The sequence below is a fragment of the Brevibacterium moorei genome, assembly GCF_024580735.1.
GTDB lineage: Bacteria > Actinomycetota > Actinomycetes > Actinomycetales > Brevibacteriaceae > Brevibacterium > Brevibacterium moorei.
The window spans coordinates 1-23324 of sequence record NZ_JANIJX010000009.1 but is presented as its reverse complement, the minus strand read 5'-3'; the positions used below and the strand labels follow the sequence as shown (position 1 = coordinate 23324).

Here is a 23324-nt window from a genome sequence, read left to right as displayed (position 1 = left end):
ATGGCCAAGAAAAAGTCTCCACATGCGCCCAGCACCATGGCTGAGCTCAAGGCGACACTATGGAAAGCAGCGGACCGGCTGCGCGGTTCTCTGTCCGCCAGCCAGTACAAGGACGTCATCCTGGGATTGGTCTTCCTCAAGTACGTCAACGATGCTTTCGATGAACAGCAGCAGATCGTCAAGGACCGTCTAGCCGCCGAAGGCATCACAGACGAAGAGGACCTGGCAACCCTCTCGGTCGACCCTGACCTGTACGAGGGATCTGGTGTCTTCTTGGTCCCGGACGAGGCCCGCTGGACCTTCCTGGCCCAGCATGCCAAGGGTCTGAAAGGTCAAGATGGTGAACCGGACAGGACGATCGGTTCGCTGATCGACTCCGCGATGGAACGGCTCATGGCCTTCAACCCGTCGCTCAAGGACACGCTGCCACGTCTGTACAACCGGGACAATATCGACCAGCGCCGCCTGGGTGAACTGATCGACCTGTTCAACTCCACCCGGTTCTCCGCCCAGGGGGAACACCGCGCCCGCGACCTGATGGGCGAGGTCTACGAATACTTCCTGGCGGAATTCGCCAGGGCCGAGGGCAAGCGCGGTGGGGAATTCTTCACCCCGCGTTCGGTGGTCCGCACCCTGGTCGAGGTTCTGGAACCGTACAGTGGCCGGGTCTACGATCCGTGCTGCGGTTCCGGCGGCATGTTCGTCCAGTCGGAGGAATTCATCGCCGACCGCGGCGGCGATCCGCAGAGCATCAACATCTTCGGCCAGGAATCCAATGAGGAAACCTGGCGGATGGCAAAGATGAATCTGGCGATCCACCAGATGAGCAACAAAGGGCTGGGCGCACGCTGGGGCGACACCTTCGCCCGTGACATCCACGCGGATGTGAAGATGGACTTCGTCATGGCAAACCCGCCATTCAACCTCAAGGAGTGGGTGCGCCGGGAGGACGATCCGCGCTGGGCCTACGGCGTGCCGCCGGCCCGCAATGCGAACTATGCGTGGATTCAGCACATCATCTCGAAGCTGAACGACTCGGGCAAGGCCGCAGTCGTCATGGCCAATGGTTCTATGTCGTCGAATTCCGGCGGCGAGGGTGATATCCGCGCGCAGATCGTGGAGGCTGACTTGGTCAGCTGCATGCTGGCACTGCCCACCCAATTGTTCCGCTCCACCGGCATCCCGGTGTGCGTATGGTTCTTCGCCAAAGACAAGGGATCACGCAAAGGTCAGACTCTGTTCATCGACGCCCGCGATATGGGGCACATGATCAGCCGTGCGGAACGCGATCTGAGCCCCGAGGACATCAAGCTGATCAGCGGTACCTTCCACCGGTGGATGGGCACCTCGGACGACGATGCCGAATACGAGGACGTGCCGGGCTTCTGCAAGTCCACCACCTTGGCAGACATCCAGGCTGCCGGCTACGCGCTGACTCCTGGCCGCTATGTCGGTGCCCCACCGGCGCCGGAGGACTTGGAGCCGATCGATCAGAAGATCGCCCGATTGAAGAAGGAACTGGCCGAGGCCTTCGACGAGTCCGCCCGCCTGGAGCGTGTCGTGCGCGAACAGCTGGGGAGGCTGGGATGAGCTGGGAGACTGTCACTCTAGGCGAGATCTGCAGTCAAGCTGATGGAGGCATCCAGACCGGACCTTTTGGATCACAATTACATGCATCTGACTATGTCGCCGAGGGCATTCCTGTGGTCATGCCGCAGGACATCGGCGACAACGTCATCACCACTGAGAACATTGCAAGAATTGGCGTAGATGACGTCAGCCGTCTGTCCCGTCACCAACTGGCCTATGGAGACATAGTCTATTCACGGCGCGGCGACGTCGAGAGACGTGCACTCGTCCGTGAGTCGAACGTTGGTTGGCTGTGCGGCACCGGTTGCCTGCGAGTTAGAATTAAGGACCAGAACGTACACGATTCGCGATTTATTTCGTACGCTTTGGGCCTTGAACAGTCGCGCACGTGGATTCGTAAACATGCAGTAGGCGCCACCATGCTCAATTTAAACACGGGAATTTTGTCAGCCGTTCCCCTTTCTATTCCTGCACTCTACGAGCAGCAGGCGATTGCCGAGGTGCTGGGAGCGCTCGACGACAAAATCGCCGCCAACGAACGAGTCGCAAAAAAGTTGGATGCCCTCATTGATGCCCTCGTCTATCAAATTGTCGCACAGGGGAAAAGAATGATGGTAGGCGACATTCTCACTCTTAACTATGGAAAATCACTCCCGGCAAAACTGCGTAACCCAGGAGATATTCCAGTGGTCGGAAGCGGAGGAATATCCGGTTACCACGACACTTACTTGGTCAAAAATTCGGGAACAGTGATCGGCCGAAAGGGGACAGTAGGCGCCACATACTGGGTCAATGGCCCTCACTATCCTATAGATACCGCATATTTTGTCGAATCCTCCCTACCCTATTCAAATGAACTACTTTATAGACTAGTGAAAACTGTCGACTTCACTGGCCTGAATTCTGATTCTGCTGTACCAGGGCTGAATAGAGATGAGGCATATTCACAACCAATAATGATTCCATCCAGCGAGCAGATAGGGACGATTTCTAATCTTGCGGCCTCCTTCCAAGCATCCATTTCAGCGGTAGATGGGGAATCCACAGCCCTGGCCAGGACCCGAGACGAGCTGCTGCCCTTGCTCATGTCTGGCAAGATCACAGTTAAGGACGCCGAAGCCATCGCCTCGGACGCCGTATAAGGACCATATGAGGTTCGGGCACGAACCCACCCGTGCCCGAACCTCTGCAAAGGAGCACCGATGATCCCCGAAGATGCTTGGGAAGAGTTCATGCTGAACCGCCTGTACGACCATGGTTGGGAGACCATGGCAGGCAAGGACGTAGCCCCCGGCGCACCCGATGGGCGCGTTACCTGGGCCGACCCGGTAATCCGGGCCAGGGCCTCGGCCGCGGTGCGCAAACTCAACCCGACCGTCCCCGGTCGGTACCTGGAGGAAGCACTCAAAGAGGTCCTGGCCACCGCCAGCTCGGACGCCCTACATGAGAACTTCCGTTTCCATCAGGCGCTGACGGATGGCTATCGCGGAATCAGCTACGTCGATTCCGAGGGAATCGAGCAGAACCCGACGATCCGTTTGATGAGCAGTAGGGTCAAAGACAACGACTACCTGGCGGTCAACCAGGTAACCATCCGCGACCGCGACCACGAACGCCGCTTCGACATCGTGCTCTACGTCAACGGCTTTCCGTTGGTGCTCGTGGAGCTCAAGCGGGCTGGGTCGGAGTCGGCGACCATCGCGGACGCGCACGCCCAGCTGCAGACCTATCTGCAGGAATTCCCCGATGCCTTCACCTGTCCCGTCCTCTCTGTGATCAGCAATGGTCTGCAGGCCGAGTACGGGACCCCGTTCACGCCGCTGAACCACTTCAGCCCGTGGAATGTCGACGATGACGGTGTGCCCGTACCATTGGGCGCCGACCCCAAGGACGACAACACCAATCTGCCCATCGAGGTGCTCACCGACGGCCTGTTCAACCAGGAGCGCTTCAATCAGATCGTGAAGAACTACGTGTCCTTCTCCCAGGGTGCTGATGGTCTGGTCAAGCGGGTCGCCAAGCCGCATCAGTACTTCGCGGTGACGAAGGCGGTGGGCAACACGGTCGATGCCGTGCGCAACGATGGCAAGGTGGGCGTCGTCTGGCACACCCAGGGCAGTGGCAAGTCCATGGAGATGGAACTTTACGCGCACCTGGTGGCCGGCCAGCCCGAACTGAAGAACCCCACGCTGGTGGTCGTCACCGACCGCACAGAACTGGATTCGCAGTTGTTCGACGGGTTCGCGTCCTCGCAATTGCTGGGCGAATCCCCTATCCGCATCGAGACCCGCTCCCAGCTTCGGGAGCAGCTGAGCGTTCGAGCCACCGGCGGGATTTTCTTCACCACTCTGCAGAAGTTCGGCCTGACCAAGGCGGAAAGGGACAATGGCTTGTCCCATCCTCGGCTGAGCGAGCGGCACAACATCATCGTGATCGTCGACGAGGCCCACCGCAGCCACTACGACAACCTCGACGGCTATGCCCGGCACATCCGCGACGCGCTGCCGCATGCGTCGTTCATCGCCTTCACCGGTACCCCGATCTCATTCGCGGACAGGAACACCGAAGCCGTGTTCGGCCCGATCATCGACATCTACGATCTGACCCGCGCCGTGGAGGATGGGGCGACGGTCCCCGTCATCTACGAACCCCGTCTGGTGTCCATGGGACTGGGCGATGACGTTTCGGAAGACGATCTGAACAACGCCGCGGATGAGGCCACTGTCGGTCTCGACGACGTGGAGCGCGAAAAGGTCGAAAGGTCAGTTGCCGTCATCAACGCGGTCTATGGTGATCCCAAGCGCCTGAAGGTGCTGGCCCGGGACATCGTGTCGCATTGGAAGGTCCGGTCTGAGGCGATGCGGGGATTCCTGTCCACCCCGGGACACCCAACGGGCGGCAAGGCGATGATCGTGTGCGCCACCCGTGAGATCTGCGCCAGGCTGTACAAGGAGATCATCGCCCTTGAGCCTTCGTGGGAGGGAGCCAGCGGCTCCGCCGGGGTGGATGACGGCAAGGTCAAGGTCGTTTATTCGTCCGACGCTACCGACCAGGGAATTGTAACTGAGCACCGCCGCAGGCAGGCGCAGAATCAGGCGATTCAGAACCGTCTGCGCGATCCCGACGATGAGCTGGAATTGGTCATCGTCAAGGACATGATGCTCACCGGATTCGACGCTCCCCCGCTGCACACCCTGTATGTGGACCGGCCACTCAAGGGTGCGCTGCTCATGCAGACCCTGGCCCGGGTCAACCGGACGTTCAGGGACAAACCCGCGGGTCTACTTGTGGCCTATGCGCCGATCACCCAAAACCTGCAGGACGCCCTGGCCGAATATACGGAGACGGATCAACGGAAGAAGCCTGTCGGGCGCGACACGACTCAGGCGCAGCAAACCGTCCGCCAGGTCCTGGCGGAACTGGACACCCTGTGCGCCGGCTTTGATTGGCGCACGGCCTTGGATGAACAGGGCAATTCCGTCTGGATCCGCACCGTGCTGAAACTGACGAACTACCTGCGCAAGCCGGCAAACCAACACGTGGCCGGACTCGGTGCGCCTGACCGTGGAAATGCCGACGACAAAGTGGACCAGGCTGTAGGTGCTTCGGGGCTGGAGGGCGAAGAGTCCTCAACCCCAACCTTAGCCGGTCGGTTCCGGGAGCGTGCCGGGCAGTTAGCCCGCGCTTGGGCTCTGGCCGGAGGCGACCTGGACCAGGAGAAGGCACTGACCCGGGACGTGCGCTTCTACGAAGAAGTCCGCGTGTGGATGGCGAAGTACGACGCCCAGGAACGCCAGGCCGAGGGACAGCCCGTCCCCGAGGACGTCGAGCGCCTGTTGGCCTCTCTGATGGAGGGCGCGACGCAGACCGGCGAGGTCATCGACATCTATGCGCTGGCAGGCTTGGAGACACAGTCGATTACCGAGCTTGCGCCCGAGCTGCGCAAGCGAGTCGAGGATCCGGACCAGGCTCATCTGGCGATAGAAGAGCTGCGCAATGAGTTGGTGCGCGAATCCGACCGGCTGACCCACAACAACCTGACCAGGCAGAAGGCCTTTGCCGAACGGATCAAGGAGCTGATGAACCGCTATACGAACCAGCAGCTGACCAGTGCCGAGGTCATGGCGGAACTGATCGCAATGGCCAAGGACGTTGCAGCCGAGGCGACCCGCGGTGACCACTTCGATCCCCCACTGGCCTATAGCGAACTGGCTTTCTACGATGCCTTGGCCGACAACGAATCCGCGGTTGAGCTGCAGGGTGACGATGTCCTGGCGCAGATCGCCAGGGAATTGGTGAAGATCATGAACCAGGACGTCAAGACGGACTGGACTGTGCGCGACGATGTCCGTGCCAAACTCAGGTCATCGGTCAAGATCCTGCTGGCCAAGTACAAGTACCCGCCGGATCGGCGCAAAGAGGCCATGGACGCGGTCATTGATCAAATGGAACAGCTAGCGAAGAAGAGGGCACAGTGATGGGTGAGCAGCGGGTCGAAGCCAACGTCCTCATCAAGCAGTATCGAAATTTCCTGGACCAGTTCCAGATCCGAACCAGCACCACGCGATTTGACTCGTACCGGACCCTTAAAGACAGAGAGCTCCTCGACGCCCTGGCTAATGACTTTCAGACAATATGCGCCATGCCTGTTCAAACCGACTGGATATCTGAGACAATAGCACTCCCGGACTCACCCTTACGCACAGCATTAGCGCTTGGCCTATCTCTCAGAGTAAAAACACAGAGCTGGTGGGATCAGGCACGTTTCATCCTCAGCCTTACCGCATCACCAAACACCCACACCAACACCGCTATACAAAACCTGATTCGCAAATCAAACCCCTACAACAAGGAACAAGTTGAGGAAGTCGAACGTCGCATTTCGAAATTGATTAAAGAATATGACTTAATTTCCGAAATCTCAGACAGACTAGGATGGAACGAATTTGCAGACCTGGTATACTCTATCAATCCTGAGCCATTCACCCCAGATGCGATAATCACTCAGTACAATGAATTTCTTGACAAGCAAAGCTTCAGGAGCATGCAGCTCGGGCATGCGCCAGTGACTCGCAGCAGGAGAAGTCCCGCCGACGTAATAAGCTACCATTTTGCCCATACTATGCCATTCAACCCGCTTTTTGACTGGCCTACCGAAATTTCCAGATTACAATCGACCGAGCTTAGCTCAATCTTGTGGTCTGCACTACAGTCCCGGGTTAAAACCTTGCCTTGGGTTGACCAAGCAGATTTTATAACAACAGCAGGACTACGAAACTCTCCCGGCGCACAAGCGAGGCTCAGGGAAATGACGGTGCAGATTCGCTTAAGAGGATCTTCCAATTCACGGAAAAAAGATTTTACCGAAATTCTGGTTAGATGCGCAGGTGACCGAAATAAGAAAAAAGCACTCGCGGATCTATGCACAAGTGTAGGCTGGTCGGAAGTAGCCCAATCCTTAAGCAAGAAAGAAACCAAGTCTTCCAACCCCACCCGACTTCAAGAAACTAGGGGTATCAACACATTATCAGGGAGCATACCTCAAACTAAGGTAGTATCCTCGGGGTCCCGTCCTTGTGCAGTCGTACTGGTAGGCGAATCTGTTGCAAAAGAGATACTGCGACAGTTTCAATCACTTAAGGATGTCCGTCTCGACCAAGCATCCCGTTTCCTCGCTGAAGAACTGACAATTCACAAGCACTGGAGACTTTACCTGAGTGAGAAAATCCCAGTTAAATGGCGAGGCGGGTCTGGGAATGTCTCCATTATTGACATATCTGTCATCGGAGCAAGCCGCCTCTATGTACAGTTCTTCCAGGCCAACGGAATTGTGCAACTTTCTTCCGGGTCCACTATTGATCAGCTAGGACTTTCCTCGTATAACGATACTGGCGACAGATCCAACAGCAGATTGCGCCTCTTGACAAATATCGCAATACTATATGTTTTTGGCGAAACAGGATCGATATTCAAGACAAGTGTTTCTGAATATTGGCGGCGAGCTGAACAAGTGTCAGGAAATAAGTTCTATCCTACAGATGTGTACCGAATCGAACATCTAATTGAGAATGACAGAGCCCGGGCTATCGCGCCAGAGTTAACAACCATCTCAGTACCACCGGAGCCAACCACACAAAGGAAACCTCATAATACCCGTGGGTATAAGAGACGAGTTCCCAGCGGGGGACATACCCTGGTATCCGCCTATCGGACCGGCGGGAAAAAACGCAAATAACCAATCAGAAGGAGAACAACCATGTCAGACGCACAAACAAGCCCCGTGTCAGAGAACACCACAGGCCAGCCAGAGCCAGCGGTCGAAGCTACTAAAACGTCCACCGGTCACGTCATCCGTGCCCACAAGCGGCGCATGCCCAATGGGAAGGTCGCAGAGGTTTCCGCGCATCGTCGCGGCCAGCGCAAACAGTCATCCCACGACGACTGACGAACCCTCGGACTAGCTGACGACCTCGGAGCTCGTCAGCTGGTCTGCGGCGAGGCCACACCAGCGCTTCATCGAATTACCGATCAAGAAGCACGATTGCTCGGTTCAAGCCGCGAACTTGACGCTCAGGTGTCCGCCTGTGGAACGAGCCACCCGGGCCAGAGTCTTGAGCGTAGGGAGGCTACCTCCGCCTTCGAGGTTGGAAATATAGGACTGCGTAACCCCCATCGCCGCAGCGAGCTGTGCCTGTGTCATTCCCGCTTCATGCCGTGCATCGTAAATGGCCTGAGCAAGGTCGAGGGAAAGCTCCGCAACATCGGAAGCAACATCAAACTCTGCCCGTTCCTCAGGAGGCATGGCCGCGAGACGCTTGGCGTGATATTCAGAGGCTTCGATAGTCATGATTGCTCCTTCTGTGCACGGCGAGCGCGGAGAATCTCCCTACGCTCGTTGTTCTTCTGCTTATAAAAGGTAGTCAGGGTGATAATGCGCTGCTCTGGCTGAAAGGTGTAGGTGATGCGCCGAGCCTTATTCTCCAAGTTGAAGCGGAGTTCGAAGAGCCCCTCACCAAGCGGCTTCGACAGCGGCATGCGAAGCATATTACCCGCCACCTCGAGACGCGCAACCACTCGACGCACCGTAGCGTACTGCCCAGCGGTGAGGCCGTCGAGCCACGCTTGCACTTCGTCGGAGTAGACCACCGTCCATATTTCCACACCCCTACATTACTTCAGATGCATATACATGTCGAATGATATTTTGACCTCGCTTGCGTTGCTACCCCACGAACTTCTGCAGGGTGCTCAGGCCCACCGAGCCCAGGTCCAGAGCGCGGGAGTGGAAGTCCTTAAGGTCGAAGGCCCGGCCCGCGGCAACGGCAGCACCCTGGGCGTCTGCCCGCAATTGCTCCCAGATCCGCTGGCCGATCTTATAGCTGGCCGCCTGCCCAGGCCAGGTCATGTACCGGGTCCACTCGAACCGCAGGGACGTGTCGACGGTGGCCAGGTGGGCGCGCAGATAGGTCCAGGCCTTGTCCGCATCCCAGGTCCCGCCGCCCACTGACTTCGGCGCAGCCAGTCCCAGGTGCACGCCCAGGTCCACGACCACACGGGTGGCGCGCAGCATCTGCGAGTCCAGGGTGCCCATATAGTCCCCCGGCTCGTCCATAAAGCCCAGTTCGGCCATCAGCGCCTCGGCGTACAGCGCCCAGCCCTCGCCATGCCCCGACACCCAGCACAGGTTGCGGCGCCAATTGTTCAGCGTGGCCCGGTTGTACGTCGCCCCACCCATTTGCAGGTGATGCCCCGGCACCCCCTCGTGGAAGACGGTCGTCTTCTCCTGCCAGGTGGTGAAGTCGGTGACCCCGCGCGGCACCGACCACCACATCCGGCCAGGGCGTGAGAAGTCGTCTGTCGGCCCCGAATAGTAGACCTCGCCCGAGCCATTGGGGATGACCATGCACTCGATGCGCTGCAGCGGTTCGGGAATGTCGAAGTACGTCCCGTTCACCGCGCGGATCGACTCGTCGGCCACCCCCTGCATCCAGGCCCGCAGTTCCTCGGCCCCGTGCAGTATCCGCTCCGGTTCCCGGTCCAACCGTTCCATGGCCTCGGCGACGGTGGCGCCGGGGTACAGGGCCTCGGCGGTGGCCTGCTGGGCCGCGTGCAGCCGCTCGACCTCGTCCAGTGCCCAGGCGTAGGTCTCCTCGAAGTCCACCTCGGCGCCCAGGAATTGCCTGCTGTACAGGGCGTAGTCCTCCCGCCCGCAGGCGTCATCGGCCGCGGTGGCCGGCAGGATCTCACGCGTTAAGAACTCCGCCAGTTCCCCGTAGGCGGCCTTGGCGGCGTCGGCCGCAGTGCGCAGACGGGCGGCCTGCGCCTCGGGGGCGCCTGCGATGAAGGTGTCGAAGAAGCCATCGCCCCGGGTCACCTCATCCGTCTGCTCCACGACCGAGGCGACCTGCCGGCGGGTGGGTGCCTTTCCTGCCGCTACGGCCCGGCGCAGCGACTCGGCATAGCCTCGCAGGCTGCCGGCCACGCTGTGCATCCGCGCAGCGTTGGACTCCCAGTCATCGGCGGTGGACTTCGGCAGCAGGTCGAAGGTGTTGCGGATGAACTGCGTGGCCGATTCGATGTTGTTGAGCGGCGCCAGATCCAGGCCGGCGGCATGCATATCGGCGGCCAGCCCCAGGCGTTCGCGCAGGGCGTCGGCGGTGACCGCGTCGACCTCGTCGAAGGCTCCGGGGGCGGCGGAACTCTCGATCTGCTCCAGCCGGGCCAGGGTCTGCGCATTCAGCTCGGCCGCCGCGTCTACCGCGTCCGGGGAGTAGTCGTCCAGCCCTGCCGGGTCCCCCTCGATTCCCAGGTAGACCTGCCAGGAGGGCATCCGGGCGATCACCCGGTCCGCGTATTCATCGGCCAGTGCGTCGATCGCGGACAGGACGCGGGCCGGACCGGCGGCATTGCCGGCAGCAACGCCGGCTCCGCGGCCATCAGCACCAACGCCGGAAACGGGCTTCGAAGAGTTCATACCTGCACCCTATCGGGGCCCGCACTCGCGCACAGCAGCAGGCCCCCTGGAACTGAATGGCCATTCAGGATAGGCTGAAATGACGCAAGCCACCTTGAGAGGACACTCCCATGTTCAAGCCCACCAAGACGATCTGCGCCCTGTCGGCTACCACGGCCCTGCTGTTGGCCGGGTGCACGCCGAACACCGCGGACTCACCGGCCCAGGAGGCCGGCGGCGGGAATTCCGAGGTCTCGGTCATGTCCGATCAGGTCTTCTACTCCATGAACGCGGAGACCAACAGCGGCAATGCCGTGACCAATTCGAACGTCACCTACATGATGAACGACGCCTTCTCCTACTACGACAAGGACCTCAAGCTGCAGCCCAATCCCTCCTTCGGCACGGTGGAGAAGGTCTCCGATAAGCCGATGAAGGTCAAGTACTCGATCGCGGACACCGCGAAATGGTCCGACGGCACGCCCTACTCCGCGGCCGACCTGGTGCTGGCCTGGGGCGCGCGCAGTGGCAACTTCAACACCAAGGAGGCCGCCGATGCCACCGACGAGGACGGCTACGTGAAGAAGCAGAAGGGCAAGAGCGTCATCTTCAACTCCGCCGACCCCGGGCTGGCGCTGATCAAGGACTTCCCCGAAGTCTCCGCTGACGGGAAGACCGCGACCTTCGCCTACTCCCGGCCCTTCGCCGACTGGAATATCAATATGACGATCCAGGACTCCGGCCTGCCCGCCCACATCGTGGCGAAGAAGGCCCTGGGCATCGACGATCCCACCAAGGCCAACGCCGCCATCCTCAAGGCGTTCAAAGACGACGACAAGGCCGCACTGGCGAAGATCGCCAATGTCTGGAACTCGGGCTTCGACTTCACCACACTGCCCGACGACCCGGACCTGCTCATCGGCACGGGGCCCTATAAGATGACGGAGTTCAAAAAGGACCAGTACGTCACCCTGGAACGCCGCGATGACTACCAGGGCAGCCGCAAACCCAAGCTGGACAAGATCACCATCCGCTACAACGAGGACCCCACCGCCGCGGTCCAGGCCCTGCAGAACGGCGAGGTCGACGTGATCGACCCGCAGCCCACAGCCGATATCCGCAAATCCCTGGATGCACTCGACGGGGTGACCACTCAGAACGGCCTGGACGGCACCTATGAACACCTCGACACGGTATTCGACAACAAGGGCCCCTTCGATCCGGCCAGCTACGGCGGGGACAAGGAGAAGGCAAAGAAGGTCAGGCAGGCGTTCCTCATGTCGGTGCCGCGCCAGAAGATCGTCGACGACATCATCAAGCCGCTGAACCCGGACGCCACCACCCGCGATTCCTTCACCCAGGTCCCCGGCTCGCCCGCGTACGACACGATCGTCGCGCAGAACGGGCTCAAGGACGGCTTCGGCACCCTCGACACGGACAAGGCCAAGTCCCTGCTGCAGGAGGCCGGCGCGGACAAACCGAAGGTCCGCATCCTCTACGCCAAGGACAATCCGCGCCGCGAACAGGTCTTCCAGCTGATCAAGGAGAGCGCGGAGAAGGCCGGCTTCGAGGTCGTCGCCAATGCCGACCCACAGTGGAGCGCACACCTGAACAACACGGAGACCTACGACGCTGGGCTGTTCGGCTGGGCCACGGAGACCACCGCGAAGACGGAGACCGACTCCTACTTCCGCACGGGCGGGACCAACAACGCCGGCAAGTACTCCAACCCCACGGTGGACAAGCTGCTGGACGATCTGCAGACCCAAACCGACGAAACCAAACAGACGGCCCTGCTGGGCGACGTCGAAAAGCACCTGGTCGACGATGCCTACGGCACGATCCTCTACCAGTTCCCCGCAATCGTGTCCTCCCGCAACAGGGTGCAGGGAGTCGACCCCATCACCGTCATGCCCACCCTGTTCTGGAACTTCCAGGACTGGACCGTGCAGGACTGACGGTGACGCGCAAAACCTCGCAGCAGCGCCGCGCGGAGATCCTGGAGACGACCGCCGACCAGATCGCAGCACACGGCACCGGCGGCGTGCGAGTGGCGGATGTGGCACGCGAACTGGGGGTGAGCCCCGCGCTCATCATGTACCACTTCTCCACCCTCGACGCCCTCATCACCCAGGCCCTGCAGTTCGTGGCCGATCGCGACATCGCCCGGCTCGAGGACCTGGCCGGCGCCGGCGGCAGCGCCTGCGAGCGCCTGCCCGGCATGCTGCGCTGGTATGCGCCCAGCGAGCGGGCAGCCGGTTGGCGCTTCTGGATCGAGGGCTGGGCGTTCGCCGGCCGCGATGAGCGGGCCACCGCGATCACCCGGGAGCTCGACGACCGCTGGAAGGCCGCCTTCTGTGACCTGCTGGCCGAAGGGCGGGCCGCCGGTGAGTTCCGGGTGGCCGATCCGCGCGCGGCCACGCTGCGGGTCCATGCGCTGCTCGACGGGCTGGCCATCCAGCAGGTCGTCTACCGCCGCGACCTGCCCGCCGACACCCTGCGGGCCTGGGCGACCGAGGCGCTGGCCCGGGAACTCGACATTCCCGCCGACCGCCTGATCCCGCAACAATAACTCCACAACGGTAAGGAGCTCCATGCAGAACTTCCTGGAGATCGCCTGGCACGACCGCCACTCCCCTGCGACCGCCCACGTCGTCATCACCGAACTGCTCGGCGGGGCCGCCAGCGGGGGCCTGCGGATGCGCCCCGGCTGCACCCTCGACGAGGTCAGGGGCCTGGCGCGGGCCATGTCGCTCAAGGAGGCCCTGCACTTCCGGCCTGGCGCGAACTACCTGCCCTTCGGCGGGGCCAAGGGCGGGATCGACTACGATCCGGACGCCCCCGACGCACAGGCGGTGCTCGATCGGTTCATCGCCGATCTGCGCCCGATCCTCGAATCCTATTGGGCCGTCGGCGAGGACCTGGGGATCCGCCAGGAGGGCCTCGACGCGGCCGTCACCGCCGCCGGGCTGCGCAGCGGAGTGCAGGCGGCCTACCAGCGCCTGGGCGCCTCGGCGCAGACGATAACCGCGGCCGAGGCGAAGCTGGCCGCCGCGGCGGCCGTCACCTCGGGCGGGATCGGGCTGGACCTGCTGGTGGGCGGGCGCGGCGTGGCACGGGCGGCCCTGAGCGCCCTGGACACCCTGGGCATCCCGGTCCGGGGCGCGCGCGCCGTGGTCCAGGGCTTCGGCTCGATGGGCGGGGCGAGCGCCCGGTTCCTAGCCGCCGCCGGCCTGCGGATCGTCGCCGTGTCCGATATCGACGCGACGATCGCCAACCCGGCCGGTCTGGACGTCGAGGCCCTGCTGGCCGCGCGGACCACCGCCGGGCGCATCGACCGCTCGGCCCTGGGCCCGGGCGATGCGGTGCTCGAGCGCGACGCCTGGCTGGGCATCGACTGCGAGGTCCTGGTGCCGGCGGCGGTGTCCTACTGCATCACTCCGGACAATCAGGACCGGATCACCGCAGCGCTCATCGTGGAGGCGGCGAACATGCCGGTGCTGCCGGTGGCCGAATCCCTGCTGGCCGCCCGCGGGGTGCCGGTGGTGCCGGACTTCCTGGCCAATTCGGCCACCAACGCCTGGTGGTGGTGGACCCTGTTCGGCGATGTCGAACCCAACGTCGATTCGGCCTTCGCGATGATCGACCGGGAATTGGACCGGCTGACGCGCCTGGCCTTCGAGCTGGCCGGCGATCACACCGTGCGCTCCGGTGCCCTGTGCATCGTGGAACACAATCGACGGGCACTGGCCGATCCTACTGCGACCCACACCTCTGGAGGACACAATGACTGAGCACGCCGCCGCATCTAAGAACACCGTGCCACAGGACGCCAGGACCGGCGCCCAGCTGCTGGTCGAGGCCCTGGCGGCCCACGGCGTCGACACCGTCTTCGGCATCCCCGGCACCCATAATCTGGACCTCTTCGCAGCACTGGCCGCCTCCGGCATCCGGACGGTCAATCCGCGGCACGAACAGGGTGCGGGGTTCGCGGCCGACGGCTATGCGCGTCTGTCCGGGCGGCCCGGGGTGTGCATCACCACGACCGGCCCCGGCATCCTCAACGCGGTCACCGCCGTCGCCCAGGCCTACTCCGATTCGATCCCCCTGCTGACCATCTCCCCCGGCCTGCCCCTGGCCCATCCCAGCGGCGGCAACGGCTATCTGCACGAGGTCAAGGACCAGTTGGGCGCGCTGGAGGCGGTCGCGGGTGCGGCCTGGCGGATCGAGTCCCTGGCCGACATCCCGGCTGCCGTGACTCGGGCCTTCGCACTGCTGACAGGGGGCCGGCCGCGTCCCGTGCACCTGGAGATCCCGCTGGACCTGCTGCCGGCCGCGCTGCCCGCGGACGGTCCCCGGTTGCCCGCTCCGGTGCCCGTACTCGGCGCTCCCCTGCCGCCTGACGAGCGGGCGATCGCCTCGGCCGCAGCCCTGCTGCAGGGGGCCGCGCGCCCGGTCATCATCGCCGGAGGCGGGGCCTCGCACGCGGCCGCGCAGGTGCTTGAGCTGGCCCGCCTGCTCGCGGCCCCCGTGCTGACCACCGCGAATGGCAAGGGCATCGTGCCCACCGACGACCCGCTGTTCACCGGGGCCGGGATCCACGAACCGGCCCTGCTGGAGTACCTGGCGCGGCCCGGAGTGGTCCTCGTGGCGATCGGCACGGAACTGGCACCGGCGGATATGTGGGCCGGCCCCGTCCCGCCTGACACACCGGTGATCCGGATCGACGTCGACCCCCACGGGCTGGGCGCCAATGCCACGGCCACCGTGCCCGTACTCGCCGATGCGGCGGTGGGGACGACCGCTCTGACCGCCGCTCTGCGCACTGCCGGGGCCGAGGCCGCAGCGGGTTCCGCACCCGCGCAACCGACCGTGCAGCAGACCGCGCCGGTGGAGTCGGTCGGGCTGCCGGAGTCGGCCGGGCGGCTGCGCCAGGCGATCCGCGCCCAGGCGCTGCGCACCGCCGGCGGGCACCTGCCCGTGGTCGAGGCGATCGACCGGGCCACCGCCGGCCGGGCCGTGCTGGCCGCGGACAGTAACCAGGCCTCGTACTACGGCGCCTTGGGCCTGCTGCCGGCGCACCGGCCCCGCTCCCTGCTCTACCCCTCGGGCCTGGGGACCCTGGGCTACGGGCTGCCGGCCGGGATCGGCGCGAAACTGGCCGAACCCGAGGCCCCCATCGTGGTGCTCGAGGGCGACGGCGGGATCATGTTCACGGTCTCAGAACTGGCGTGCGCCGCCCACCTGGGCCTGGCCCTGCCCATCGTGGTCGTCGACAACGGCGGCTACGGTGAGATCCGCGATGAGATGGTGGCCCGCCACGATCCCGTGCAGGCGGTGGACCTGCCGGGCGTGGACTTCGTGGCCCTGGCGCGGGCCATGGGCTGTGCCGGCGAAGCGCCCGAGGACGCCGCAGCGCTGCGTGAGGGACTTCAGCGCGCGCTGGCGGCCGATCGCCCCACCGTGCTGCACGTGCGCTGGTGAGCCGGGGCCCCGGTTAGCCGGCCGCCTGCAGGTACTTGACCCCCGAGGGCGATACCGCGCGCAGCAGCCAGGCCAGCAGCTGGTCGAGCAGGATCGCCAGCAGGGCGACCCACAGGGCGCCGGCGACCACGCCGGCCATCCCGTAGGCGACCTGGTTGAGGATGATATCGCCCAGCCCGCCGGAGCCGGCGATCGTGGCGACCGTCGCCGATGACACCGTGAGCACCACGGAGGTCCGGATGCCGCTGATGATCATCGGCAGGCCCAAGGGCAGTTCCACCCTGGTCAGCACCTGCAGGGGCGTCATGCCCATTCCCCTGGCGGCTCTGCTCAGGTCCCGGTCGACCGAGTCGACCGCCTGGAAGGCGTAGCTGAGGATCGGCGGGAAGGCCAGCAGGAACAGCGCGATGACGGCGTTGAGCATTCCGATGCCCACCAGGCCGATGAGGATCGCGACGAGTGCCAGGCTGGGCAGTGCGCGCCCGATGTTCGTCACGCTCACCGCCAGGAACTCGCCGCGGTGGATGTGGCCCAGCCACACGCCCAGCGGCACGCCCACGATGATCGCGGCGGCGATCGGGATGAGGCTGATGACCAGGTGCTCGCCGGTCTTCTCCAGCAGCAGGCCCAGATTGTTCGCGATGAAGGGGAAGGCCCCGAATACGGATTCCATGGCTCAGGCCCTCGCTTTCGTCCAGGGGGTCACGATCCGGCCCAGGATGACCAGCAGGCCGTCCAGTGCGAAGGCCAGCAGCACGGCGAGCGCGCCGGCGGCGATGAACTGCGTGTTGAACGGCGATGACACGGCCTTGATGATCGGCGAGCCCAGGCCCGCATCGACGACGAAGGCCGCGACTGTCGCGATGCTCACGGTCAGCACCGTGGCGATCCGCACCCCGGAGATGATCGCGGGCAGTGCCAGCGGCAGCTCGACCTGGCGCAGCAGTTGGCCGGAGTCCAGTCCCATCCCGGTCGCAGCCCGTTTGACTTCGGCCGGCACCCCGGCCAGACCGGAGAGCACTGCCTGGAAGATGATGAGCAGGGTGAAGCAGACCAGCGCGATCTCCACCGTCCACATGCTCAGGCCAGTGAAGGGGACCAGCAGCTGGAACAGCGCCAGCGGCGGCAGGGTGTAGAGGATCGTCGCGACCCAGTTCAGCGGCCCGGCCAGCCACTTCTTCCGGTACGCCAGCAGGGCGGCGGCGAAGGCGATGATGAAGCCCACGACCACCGCGATGACGACCATGTAGATATGGGAGACCAGGGCGGGCCAGAACACGCTGGGCCACTGCTGGACGAACCAGCCGGTGCAGAACAGCCCATCATTGGCCACACAGTCGGTCGCGGTGCCGTAGTCGGGGATGACGGGATCGCCCGCCGGCGCGAACTCACTCATCGCTGCCCTCGGCGACCCCGGTGCCCGGTGCGCACACCAGCTCATGCAGGCTCACCGTGCCCAGCGCCCGGCCTGCTTCGACGACCCTGGCACCCCCGGCTCCTGCCGCCGACACCAGCGACAGGGCCTCGCGCAGAGTCAGGGCGGGTGCGGCCTCGGGCCAGGAAGCCGTTTCGGCCGAAGCTGCAGCGCCCTGGCGCGCGGCCAGGACCTCGCCCACGGTGGCCAGGGCCAGGCGTTTGAGGCCGCGTTCGGCGCCCAGGAACTCGGCGACGAAGTCATCGGCCGGGTGGCTCAGCAGCTCCTGCGGGGTGCCGTACTGGGCCAGCCTGCCGCCGGGCTTGAGCAGGGCGATCTTATCGCCCATCTTGATCGCCTCGTCGATGTCGTGGGTCACGAACAGCGTCGTCTTGCCCACGGCCCGCTGGATCCGCAGGAACTCGTCCTGCACGGACACCCGGGTGATCGGGTCCAGGGCCCCGAAGGGCTCGTCCATCAGCATCACCGGCGGATCGGCCGCAAGGGCGCGGGCGATCCCCACGCGCTGCTGCTGCCCTCCGGAGAGCTGGCCGGGATAGCGCTTGAGCCAGGTGTCCACAGGGGTCAGGCCCACCAGTTCCAGCAGTTCGACGGTGCGGTCCTTGATCCGCTGCTTGTCCCAGCCCAGGATCTTCGGCACCGTGGCGATGTTCTCCGCGACCGTGTAGTGCGGGAACAGGCCGGATGCCTGTATCGCATAGCCGATCGTGCGGCGCAGTTCGATGGGCGAGATGTCCATAATGGATTTCCCGTCGATCAGGATCTTCCCCGAGCTCAGGTCGATCAGCCGGTTGACCAGCTGCAGGGCGGTGGTCTTGCCACCGCCCGATGGCCCCACCAGGCACACCAGCTCGCCCGCGCCCACGCTCAGGTTCAGCCCGGCCAGGGCCGGTTCGCTCTGGCCGGGATAGACCTTGGTGACGTCGACGAATTCGATCATCGTGTTCTCAACTCGCATTCGTATCGGATCGGGTCCGCTCAAATCAGCCGGTTGGCCTGCAGGAAGGTCTTGGCCACCTGCGCCGGGTCCAGCCGGTTGATCGCCTGCGCCTCGTTGAGCGCCTGGATCGCGGTGGTGGTGAGCAGGGAGTGCAGGGTGTCGAGGAACTCTGTGAGGTCATCGTCGACGGTATCCATCACATCCTGGCGGATCAGCGGCACCACGTTCTGGAAGCCGTAGATCTTCTTATCGTCCTCGAGCACCACCAGGTCCGAGCGCAACAGCTGCGGATCGGTGGTGAACACATCGGCCGCCTGGATCTCTCCGCGTTCGATCGCCCGATAGTTCAGGCCGATGCTCAGGGTCTTCAGCTTCATATTGTCCAGCCCGTAGGCCTTCACAATGCCCTCATAGCCCTGGGCGCCCGTGACATTGTCCGGGTAGGTCGAATAGGTGAAGTCGCCGATCCCCTTGAGGTCCGACATGGTCTTCAGGCCGTGTTCGTGCGCGAACTCCCGGCGCACCGCGATCGCGTTCTTGTTCTCGAACGGGGTGGCCTTGAGCATGCTCAGATGCTCGCCGGCGGCCCATTTCGCCGCCAGATCGTAGGTCTCGCGCGCCGAATCCATCAGCCGGTCCTCGTGTATGAAGTTCACCAGGATCACGCCCGTGTATTCGGGGTAGATGTCGATCTGCCCGGACTGCAGAGCCGAATAGATGATGTCGCTGGAGCCCACATTGGTCTTCAAATCGACCCGGTAGCCGCGCTCCCGCAGGCCCTGGGCATAGAGCTCGCCCATCACCCAGCTTTCGGCGAAGCCCTTGGAGCCGACCGTCAGACTCCGCTTCCCGCCCTTCCTCCCCGAGGCCTCGGCCCCTGCCGGGCCCGCGCACCCGGCCAGGGACGCCAGCCCCAGCCCGGCGCCCAGGCCCGCGCCCAGCAGTCCCAGGGCGCCGCGCCGGGTCAGGGGCCCGCGGCTGCGCGACTTATGTGTTCTGGGTCCGTCGTTTCCAATTCCGTCGTTTCCGGGTCCATTCATCCGCATGCACCTCAGTTCAGATCGCGGGGCACCGTGGTGTTGGTCCTCCGCCGGTGGAAGGGCACCCCATCGTGGTAGGCGACGAGCTCGTTCGTCACGGTGAAGCTCGTGGCGTCCCCGGTCATCCGGCTGCGCGTGCGCAGTTCGACGTCCCAGCCGTGATCAGCCGCCGCCGGGGCGTCCGCCTGCGCGGTGTGGGCCCGGCCGGGGGCCTCCTGCACATCGGGCAGTCCAGGGCGCCGGTAGCGGATGCTGCGCTCGCACACGGCCTCGGGAGAGGAGGAGTCCCCGGCCGTCCGGAAGTAGGAGTCGCGTTCGGAGGAGTAGTAGAACAGTCCATCGGCGAGGTCCGTCTGCCAGGATTCGGTGAAGGTCTCCACCTTGGTCCGGCCCGTCACCAGGTCGGTCTCCAGGGTCCGCGTCATCGGCGCATAGTCCGCGTCGATCGTGTTCTCCGGTGGCTCCGGCGGCGTGCCCAGGGCCGCGGTGACCCGTGCGCTCAGCGCCGAATCCGCCACCGGGTCCGCAGCCGTGCGCACGGGGGCGAGCAGGTTCGCATCGTGCACGGTGATGAGGGTTTCCCCGGGCGAGGGCCACAGGTTCGGCCAATAGCTTGCGGAGATGCTCAGGCGCAGGCTGTGACCCGGAGCCAGCCGAGCCGCGGTCGCCAGCAGCGGGAAGTCCAGCTCGACCGGGGTTCCCGGCGTCAGTGGTTCGGGGAACTCGTGGCCGGTGTGGTGGGTCAGATTGAACAGGCCCAGGGTCAGCAGGCGGGATTGCCCGGCAGGGTCCACATCGCACAGGCGCGCTGCGATCACGCCGCGGTCGGCACTCGAGGACACGGTGGCCCGCACTCGCGGGGTGCCCAGAATCTCCAGACCCTCGGCGGCCGGCCAGCTCAGGGTGAAGGACTGGGCGTCGTCCCTGGCCTGATCTCCCGGGATGCCGGCGGCCTCACCGAACTGCAGCCAGCTGCCGCCGTCGAAGCCCAACAGCACCGACGAGGACAGGGTCCGGGGACCGGCGGGGGTTGCGGTGAGTGCAGCAGGGGTTGCAGAGCCGGTTGGAGCCGCGGTGCCGTATTCGACCTCGGCCACCTGCGGGCTGGGCCAGACCTGTTCGGCCACCCAGCGGCCGGGCCGGGTTTCCCGATCGGAGCCGATCGGCGCACTGTCGGGGACGAAGGCGCGCAACTGCGGATCGTCCTGCACCCCGTTGTCCATGCCCTTCATCCACTTGTCCCACCAGCGGATCGCCTCGCCGATGAAGTCGTAACCGGGCCCGGGCGCGGCCTGGTGCGGATAGTTGTGGGCGTGCCCGCCCAGCAGGGCGTGGATGGGCGGGTAGTCGGGGTTGGTGCGCCGCTGCTCGGCGGCGTTCTCCATCAGCCGGAACAGGGTCGTGCGGTATTCGTCCTGCAGGCCGCCGACGGCCAGCACGGGGACCTCGATGGCCTCGGGGGTCTCGCACACCGACGCGTGCTTCCAGTAGGCATCGCGACGCTGATGTCCCAGCCATTCGGCGATGTTGTTCGGCGATTCGTCGATCCGGTGCTTCCAGTCCTCGAGCCAGCCGGCCCCGGCCACGGCCGGGTCCTGCGGGCGGGCGTTGTAGGCCCACATGGTCGAGGCCCAGGACAGCATCTGGTCGCCCACGATGGCCCCGCCGTTGTAGTGGACGTCGTCGGCGTAGCGATCGTCGGTCGAGCACACGGTGATGACGGCGGCCAGTTCCGGCGGGCGCAGGGCCGCCAGCTGTAGGCCGTTGAACCCTCCCCAGGACTTGCCGATGATGCCGACCTTGCCGTTGCACCACGGCTGGGCGGCGATCCAGGCCAGTGTCTGCAGGCCGTCGTCCAGTTCCGTGGCCGAGTACTCGTCGGTCATCACTCCGGTGGAATCGCCGCAGCCGCGCAGGTCGACGCGCACACTGGCGTAGCCGGCCCGGGCGAACTCCGGGTGGATCGTCTGGTCGCGCGCGGCGGTCATGTCGTTCTTGCGGTAGGGGATGTACTCCAGCACTGCCGGCACGGGCTCGAATCCCTGCGTACCGGCGTCTCCCCGATCGCCCGAGGTCTGGGTCGCGTCGAGCTGCGTGTGCCGGTCGGCCGGCAGCCAGACGCGGGCGGACAGCTCGACGCCGTCGGCCAGGGGGATGCGGGCGTTCTCGATGACGTGCACGGGCAGGGGATCGCTGCGGTAGCGGAAGGAGTCCGTGGAGGTCTGCTGTGCGGGCGTCATCGGTTCAGGCGTCGGTTCAGTCATGATGGGCCGATTCTATCAAGGAGGACTGTGGGAAATGAGGGCATCTCACCAGGTGACATGGGGTGCGGGGTCCGATTGGAGGGTGTTCGGTAGCGCCGTTCCCAGGGGACGCGGCGAGTTCTGCCAAGTCCCCACGTTATCCACATATACACAGGTCTAATCCACAGATGTGTATCTAGATGTGACTGTGCGTCAACAGTCTGTGGATAGAAAAATATCTCTGTGACAATCTTCGATTAGCTCTACCCAAAGCGTTCACAATGTAATAGAATATGGATATCGGTAGATCATCGGCGATCCACCGCAGTCCGGCTCCTTCAGACTACGAATCGGCACGGACACGACACCTGTCAAGGAGGTGAATGATGACCACTCTCCCCAGTCTCCGCGCGGTACAAGACGACTACCAACACATCCAATCCGGACGCTGGTCCACCATCATCGACTACCTCCTCACCGCCACCGGCACCACCGTGAAGGAAATCGAACACGCCGGTAACTCTGATGATGCCCCGAACACCCGCAACCCACAGGCCATCATCGAAGCCCTCAAAGACCTACTCACCGCCATACCCGCCACCACCTGGATGGAACTCGCCACCACGCTGGGAAAGACCCGTGGTCAAGTTCGGGCCTTCGCCACACGGATCCTCAAAGGACGGTTCCTCCTCCCCCGGCTGACCACCGCCATGCAGTCCGGGAACCTACCCTTCGACCTCTACGACCACACAACCTCCCGCGCCCAAGACATCGAAGCCGGCTCCTACGACTACCTCGACCGGGCACTGGCCCAGCTGGCACCCACCACCAGCGCGACCCATTACCGCGCGGCTCTCAGCGCGGCCGTCGCTTTACTCAAAACCCCCGAACACTCGGCGGAACACGCCTTCGAAGAACGAGGTGTTCACCTCACCGACCTGGGCAACGGACTCGGCCTCCTCGAACTCTCCGGCCCCGTCCACATCCTGACCGCTCTGGAGGCACGTCTCAGGGCCTTCGCGCGGCTTATCCGTAAGGGTGATCCCGTCCTCCTCGAAGAAGCGGATTCCCACACCATCACGGATGACCGCAACCTTGGCCAACTCATGTTCGACATCCTCATCAACACCCCGCACAGCCTGGACATCACGGTGACGGAAGTTGCCACGGCGGCTTCCTCGGAAGCACCCGCAGGTGACACGCAGGAGTCTGACGCCACCAACAACGCGGACGGCCAAGCGCCTGCCCAGCTGGTCGACGCTATCCATCAGGTCACCGTGACCATCCCGCGCAATGACTCCTGGCTGGCCTCTCAAGCCCAGGTCTCCACCACGGTTCCCTTCCTCACCCTCACCGGCGACGAACCGCTCCCCGGACAACTCGCAGGCAAAGGACCCATCCCCGCCGACATCGCCTGCCACCTCGCCTCACAAGCACCCTCACTGCGCCGCCTCCTCACCGACCCAGCAACTGGCACCATCCTCGACGAACACGCCCGCAGCTACCACATCCCTGAATCGCCCCGGGAATAATAGAGGCAGGGAGATTGGAAGAAGGAGATTCTCTCGTGCCAGTGAAATACACCGACGAACTCAAGGCTCGCGCCGTCGCGCTCGTCATCCATGCCCGGGCCGATCCC

17 protein-coding genes are annotated in these 23324 nt (G+C 64.0%); 9 read left to right on the top strand and 8 right to left on the bottom strand.

The window, feature by feature from the left end; translation table 11 throughout:
- Genes NQ034_RS07620 through NQ034_RS07605 form a run of 4 tightly spaced genes read left to right on the top strand, consistent with a single transcriptional unit; the run spans position 1 to position 7825 of the window.
- On the top strand, positions 1–1590 hold the full coding sequence (locus tag NQ034_RS07620) for a class I SAM-dependent DNA methyltransferase (protein WP_257048068.1): 1590 nt from the start codon (positions 1–3) through the stop codon (positions 1588–1590).
- Positions 1587–2732 (top strand): restriction endonuclease subunit S, encoded by a 1146-nt coding sequence (locus tag NQ034_RS07615; protein WP_257048060.1) that lies wholly within the window; start codon positions 1587–1589, stop codon positions 2730–2732. Before NQ034_RS07620 ends, NQ034_RS07615 begins: the two co-directional genes overlap by 4 nt.
- Before the next feature lie 60 nt (positions 2733–2792).
- Positions 2793–6068 (top strand): type I restriction endonuclease subunit R, encoded by a 3276-nt coding sequence (locus tag NQ034_RS07610; protein WP_257048059.1) that lies wholly within the window; start codon positions 2793–2795, stop codon positions 6066–6068.
- Positions 6065–7825 carry a hypothetical protein gene (locus NQ034_RS07605; RefSeq protein WP_257048058.1) on the top strand — a complete coding sequence of 587 codons (1761 nt, stop codon included), beginning with the start codon at positions 6065–6067 and terminating at the stop codon, positions 7823–7825. The genes NQ034_RS07610 and NQ034_RS07605 overlap by 4 nt, the downstream gene beginning before the upstream one ends.
- A gap of 315 nt (positions 7826–8140) precedes the next feature.
- Here NQ034_RS07605 and NQ034_RS07600 read toward each other — a convergent pair whose 3' ends face one another.
- From NQ034_RS07600 to NQ034_RS07590, 3 genes are all read right to left on the bottom strand, one after another.
- Positions 8141–8437 (bottom strand): helix-turn-helix domain-containing protein, encoded by a 297-nt coding sequence (locus NQ034_RS07600; protein WP_257048057.1) that lies wholly within the window; start codon positions 8435–8437, stop codon positions 8141–8143.
- Complete coding sequence (locus NQ034_RS07595; protein WP_257048056.1) at positions 8434–8751, bottom strand: type II toxin-antitoxin system RelE/ParE family toxin; 318 nt, start codon at positions 8749–8751, stop codon at positions 8434–8436. Before NQ034_RS07595 ends, NQ034_RS07600 begins: the two co-directional genes overlap by 4 nt.
- A gap of 61 nt (positions 8752–8812) precedes the next feature.
- The gene (locus NQ034_RS07590) at positions 8813–10564 is read right to left on the bottom strand and encodes a DUF885 domain-containing protein (protein WP_257048055.1); all 1752 of its coding nucleotides are present in this window, start codon (positions 10562–10564) and stop codon (positions 8813–8815) included.
- A gap of 110 nt (positions 10565–10674) precedes the next feature.
- On the opposite strand from NQ034_RS07590, the gene NQ034_RS07585 reads away from it, so the two are divergent.
- Genes NQ034_RS07585 through NQ034_RS07570 form a run of 4 tightly spaced genes read left to right on the top strand, consistent with a single transcriptional unit; the run spans position 10675 to position 16027 of the window.
- Positions 10675–12501, top strand: a complete 1827-nt coding sequence (locus NQ034_RS07585) for an ABC transporter family substrate-binding protein (RefSeq protein ID WP_257048054.1) — start codon at positions 10675–10677, stop codon at positions 12499–12501.
- Positions 12502–12503: 2 nt separating this feature from the next.
- Positions 12504–13115: a TetR/AcrR family transcriptional regulator gene (locus NQ034_RS07580; RefSeq protein ID WP_257048053.1), complete on the top strand. Its 612-nt coding sequence runs from the start codon at positions 12504–12506 to the stop codon at positions 13113–13115.
- A gap of 22 nt (positions 13116–13137) precedes the next feature.
- Positions 13138–14337 carry a Glu/Leu/Phe/Val dehydrogenase dimerization domain-containing protein gene (locus NQ034_RS07575; RefSeq protein ID WP_257048050.1) on the top strand — a complete coding sequence of 400 codons (1200 nt, stop codon included), beginning with the start codon at positions 13138–13140 and terminating at the stop codon, positions 14335–14337.
- Positions 14330–16027 carry a thiamine pyrophosphate-binding protein gene (locus tag NQ034_RS07570; protein ID WP_257048049.1) on the top strand — a complete coding sequence of 566 codons (1698 nt, stop codon included), beginning with the start codon at positions 14330–14332 and terminating at the stop codon, positions 16025–16027. The genes NQ034_RS07575 and NQ034_RS07570 overlap by 8 nt, the downstream gene beginning before the upstream one ends.
- Before the next feature lie 13 nt (positions 16028–16040).
- On the opposite strand, the gene NQ034_RS07565 is transcribed toward NQ034_RS07570, so the two are convergent.
- Genes NQ034_RS07565 through NQ034_RS07545 form a run of 5 tightly spaced genes read right to left on the bottom strand, consistent with a single transcriptional unit; the run spans position 16041 to position 21706 of the window.
- A complete protein-coding gene (locus NQ034_RS07565) occupies positions 16041–16700 on the bottom strand; it encodes an ABC transporter permease (protein ID WP_257048047.1) in 660 nt (219 codons plus the stop codon).
- 3 nt (positions 16701–16703) lie between these two features.
- The gene (locus tag NQ034_RS07560; protein ID WP_257048045.1) at positions 16704–17423 is read right to left on the bottom strand and encodes an ABC transporter permease; all 720 of its coding nucleotides are present in this window, start codon (positions 17421–17423) and stop codon (positions 16704–16706) included.
- Complete coding sequence (locus NQ034_RS07555; protein WP_257048044.1) at positions 17416–18420, bottom strand: ABC transporter ATP-binding protein; 1005 nt, start codon at positions 18418–18420, stop codon at positions 17416–17418. Before NQ034_RS07555 ends, NQ034_RS07560 begins: the two co-directional genes overlap by 8 nt.
- A gap of 20 nt (positions 18421–18440) precedes the next feature.
- A complete protein-coding gene (locus tag NQ034_RS07550; protein WP_257048043.1) occupies positions 18441–19442 on the bottom strand; it encodes an ABC transporter substrate-binding protein in 1002 nt (333 codons plus the stop codon).
- An 11-nt stretch (positions 19443–19453) separates the two neighbouring features.
- Positions 19454–21706, bottom strand: coding sequence for a CocE/NonD family hydrolase (locus tag NQ034_RS07545; protein WP_257048042.1), 2253 nt, complete (start codon positions 21704–21706; stop codon positions 19454–19456).
- Between the two features lie 365 nt (positions 21707–22071).
- Here NQ034_RS07545 and NQ034_RS07540 point away from each other — a divergent pair, with 365 nt between their 5' ends.
- A complete protein-coding gene (locus NQ034_RS07540) occupies positions 22072–23217 on the top strand; it encodes a hypothetical protein (RefSeq protein ID WP_257048040.1) in 1146 nt (381 codons plus the stop codon).
- The last annotated feature ends 107 nt before the right edge of the window (positions 23218–23324 follow it).

Coding starts and splice junctions, on each gene's coding strand:
- NQ034_RS07575 (WP_257048050.1), top strand. CDS start 13,138: ATGCAGAACTTCCTGGAGATCGCCTGGCACGACCGCCACTCCCCTGCG.
- NQ034_RS07570 (WP_257048049.1), top strand. CDS start 14,330: ATGACTGAGCACGCCGCCGCATCTAAGAACACCGTGCCACAGGACGCC.
- NQ034_RS07620 (WP_257048068.1), top strand. CDS start 1: ATGGCCAAGAAAAAGTCTCCACATGCGCCCAGCACCATGGCTGAGCTC.
- NQ034_RS07615 (WP_257048060.1), top strand. CDS start 1,587: ATGAGCTGGGAGACTGTCACTCTAGGCGAGATCTGCAGTCAAGCTGAT.
- NQ034_RS07565 (WP_257048047.1), bottom strand. CDS start 16,700: ATGGAATCCGTATTCGGGGCCTTCCCCTTCATCGCGAACAATCTGGGC.
- NQ034_RS07590 (WP_257048055.1), bottom strand. CDS start 10,564: ATGAACTCTTCGAAGCCCGTTTCCGGCGTTGGTGCTGATGGCCGCGGA.
- NQ034_RS07600 (WP_257048057.1), bottom strand. CDS start 8,437: ATGACTATCGAAGCCTCTGAATATCACGCCAAGCGTCTCGCGGCCATG.
- NQ034_RS07550 (WP_257048043.1), bottom strand. CDS start 19,442: ATGAATGGACCCGGAAACGACGGAATTGGAAACGACGGACCCAGAACA.
- NQ034_RS07560 (WP_257048045.1), bottom strand. CDS start 17,423: ATGAGTGAGTTCGCGCCGGCGGGCGATCCCGTCATCCCCGACTACGGC.
- NQ034_RS07540 (WP_257048040.1), top strand. CDS start 22,072: ATGACCACTCTCCCCAGTCTCCGCGCGGTACAAGACGACTACCAACAC.
- NQ034_RS07585 (WP_257048054.1), top strand. CDS start 10,675: ATGTTCAAGCCCACCAAGACGATCTGCGCCCTGTCGGCTACCACGGCC.
- NQ034_RS07610 (WP_257048059.1), top strand. CDS start 2,793: ATGATCCCCGAAGATGCTTGGGAAGAGTTCATGCTGAACCGCCTGTAC.
- NQ034_RS07555 (WP_257048044.1), bottom strand. CDS start 18,420: ATGCGAGTTGAGAACACGATGATCGAATTCGTCGACGTCACCAAGGTC.
- NQ034_RS07545 (WP_257048042.1), bottom strand. CDS start 21,706: ATGACTGAACCGACGCCTGAACCGATGACGCCCGCACAGCAGACCTCC.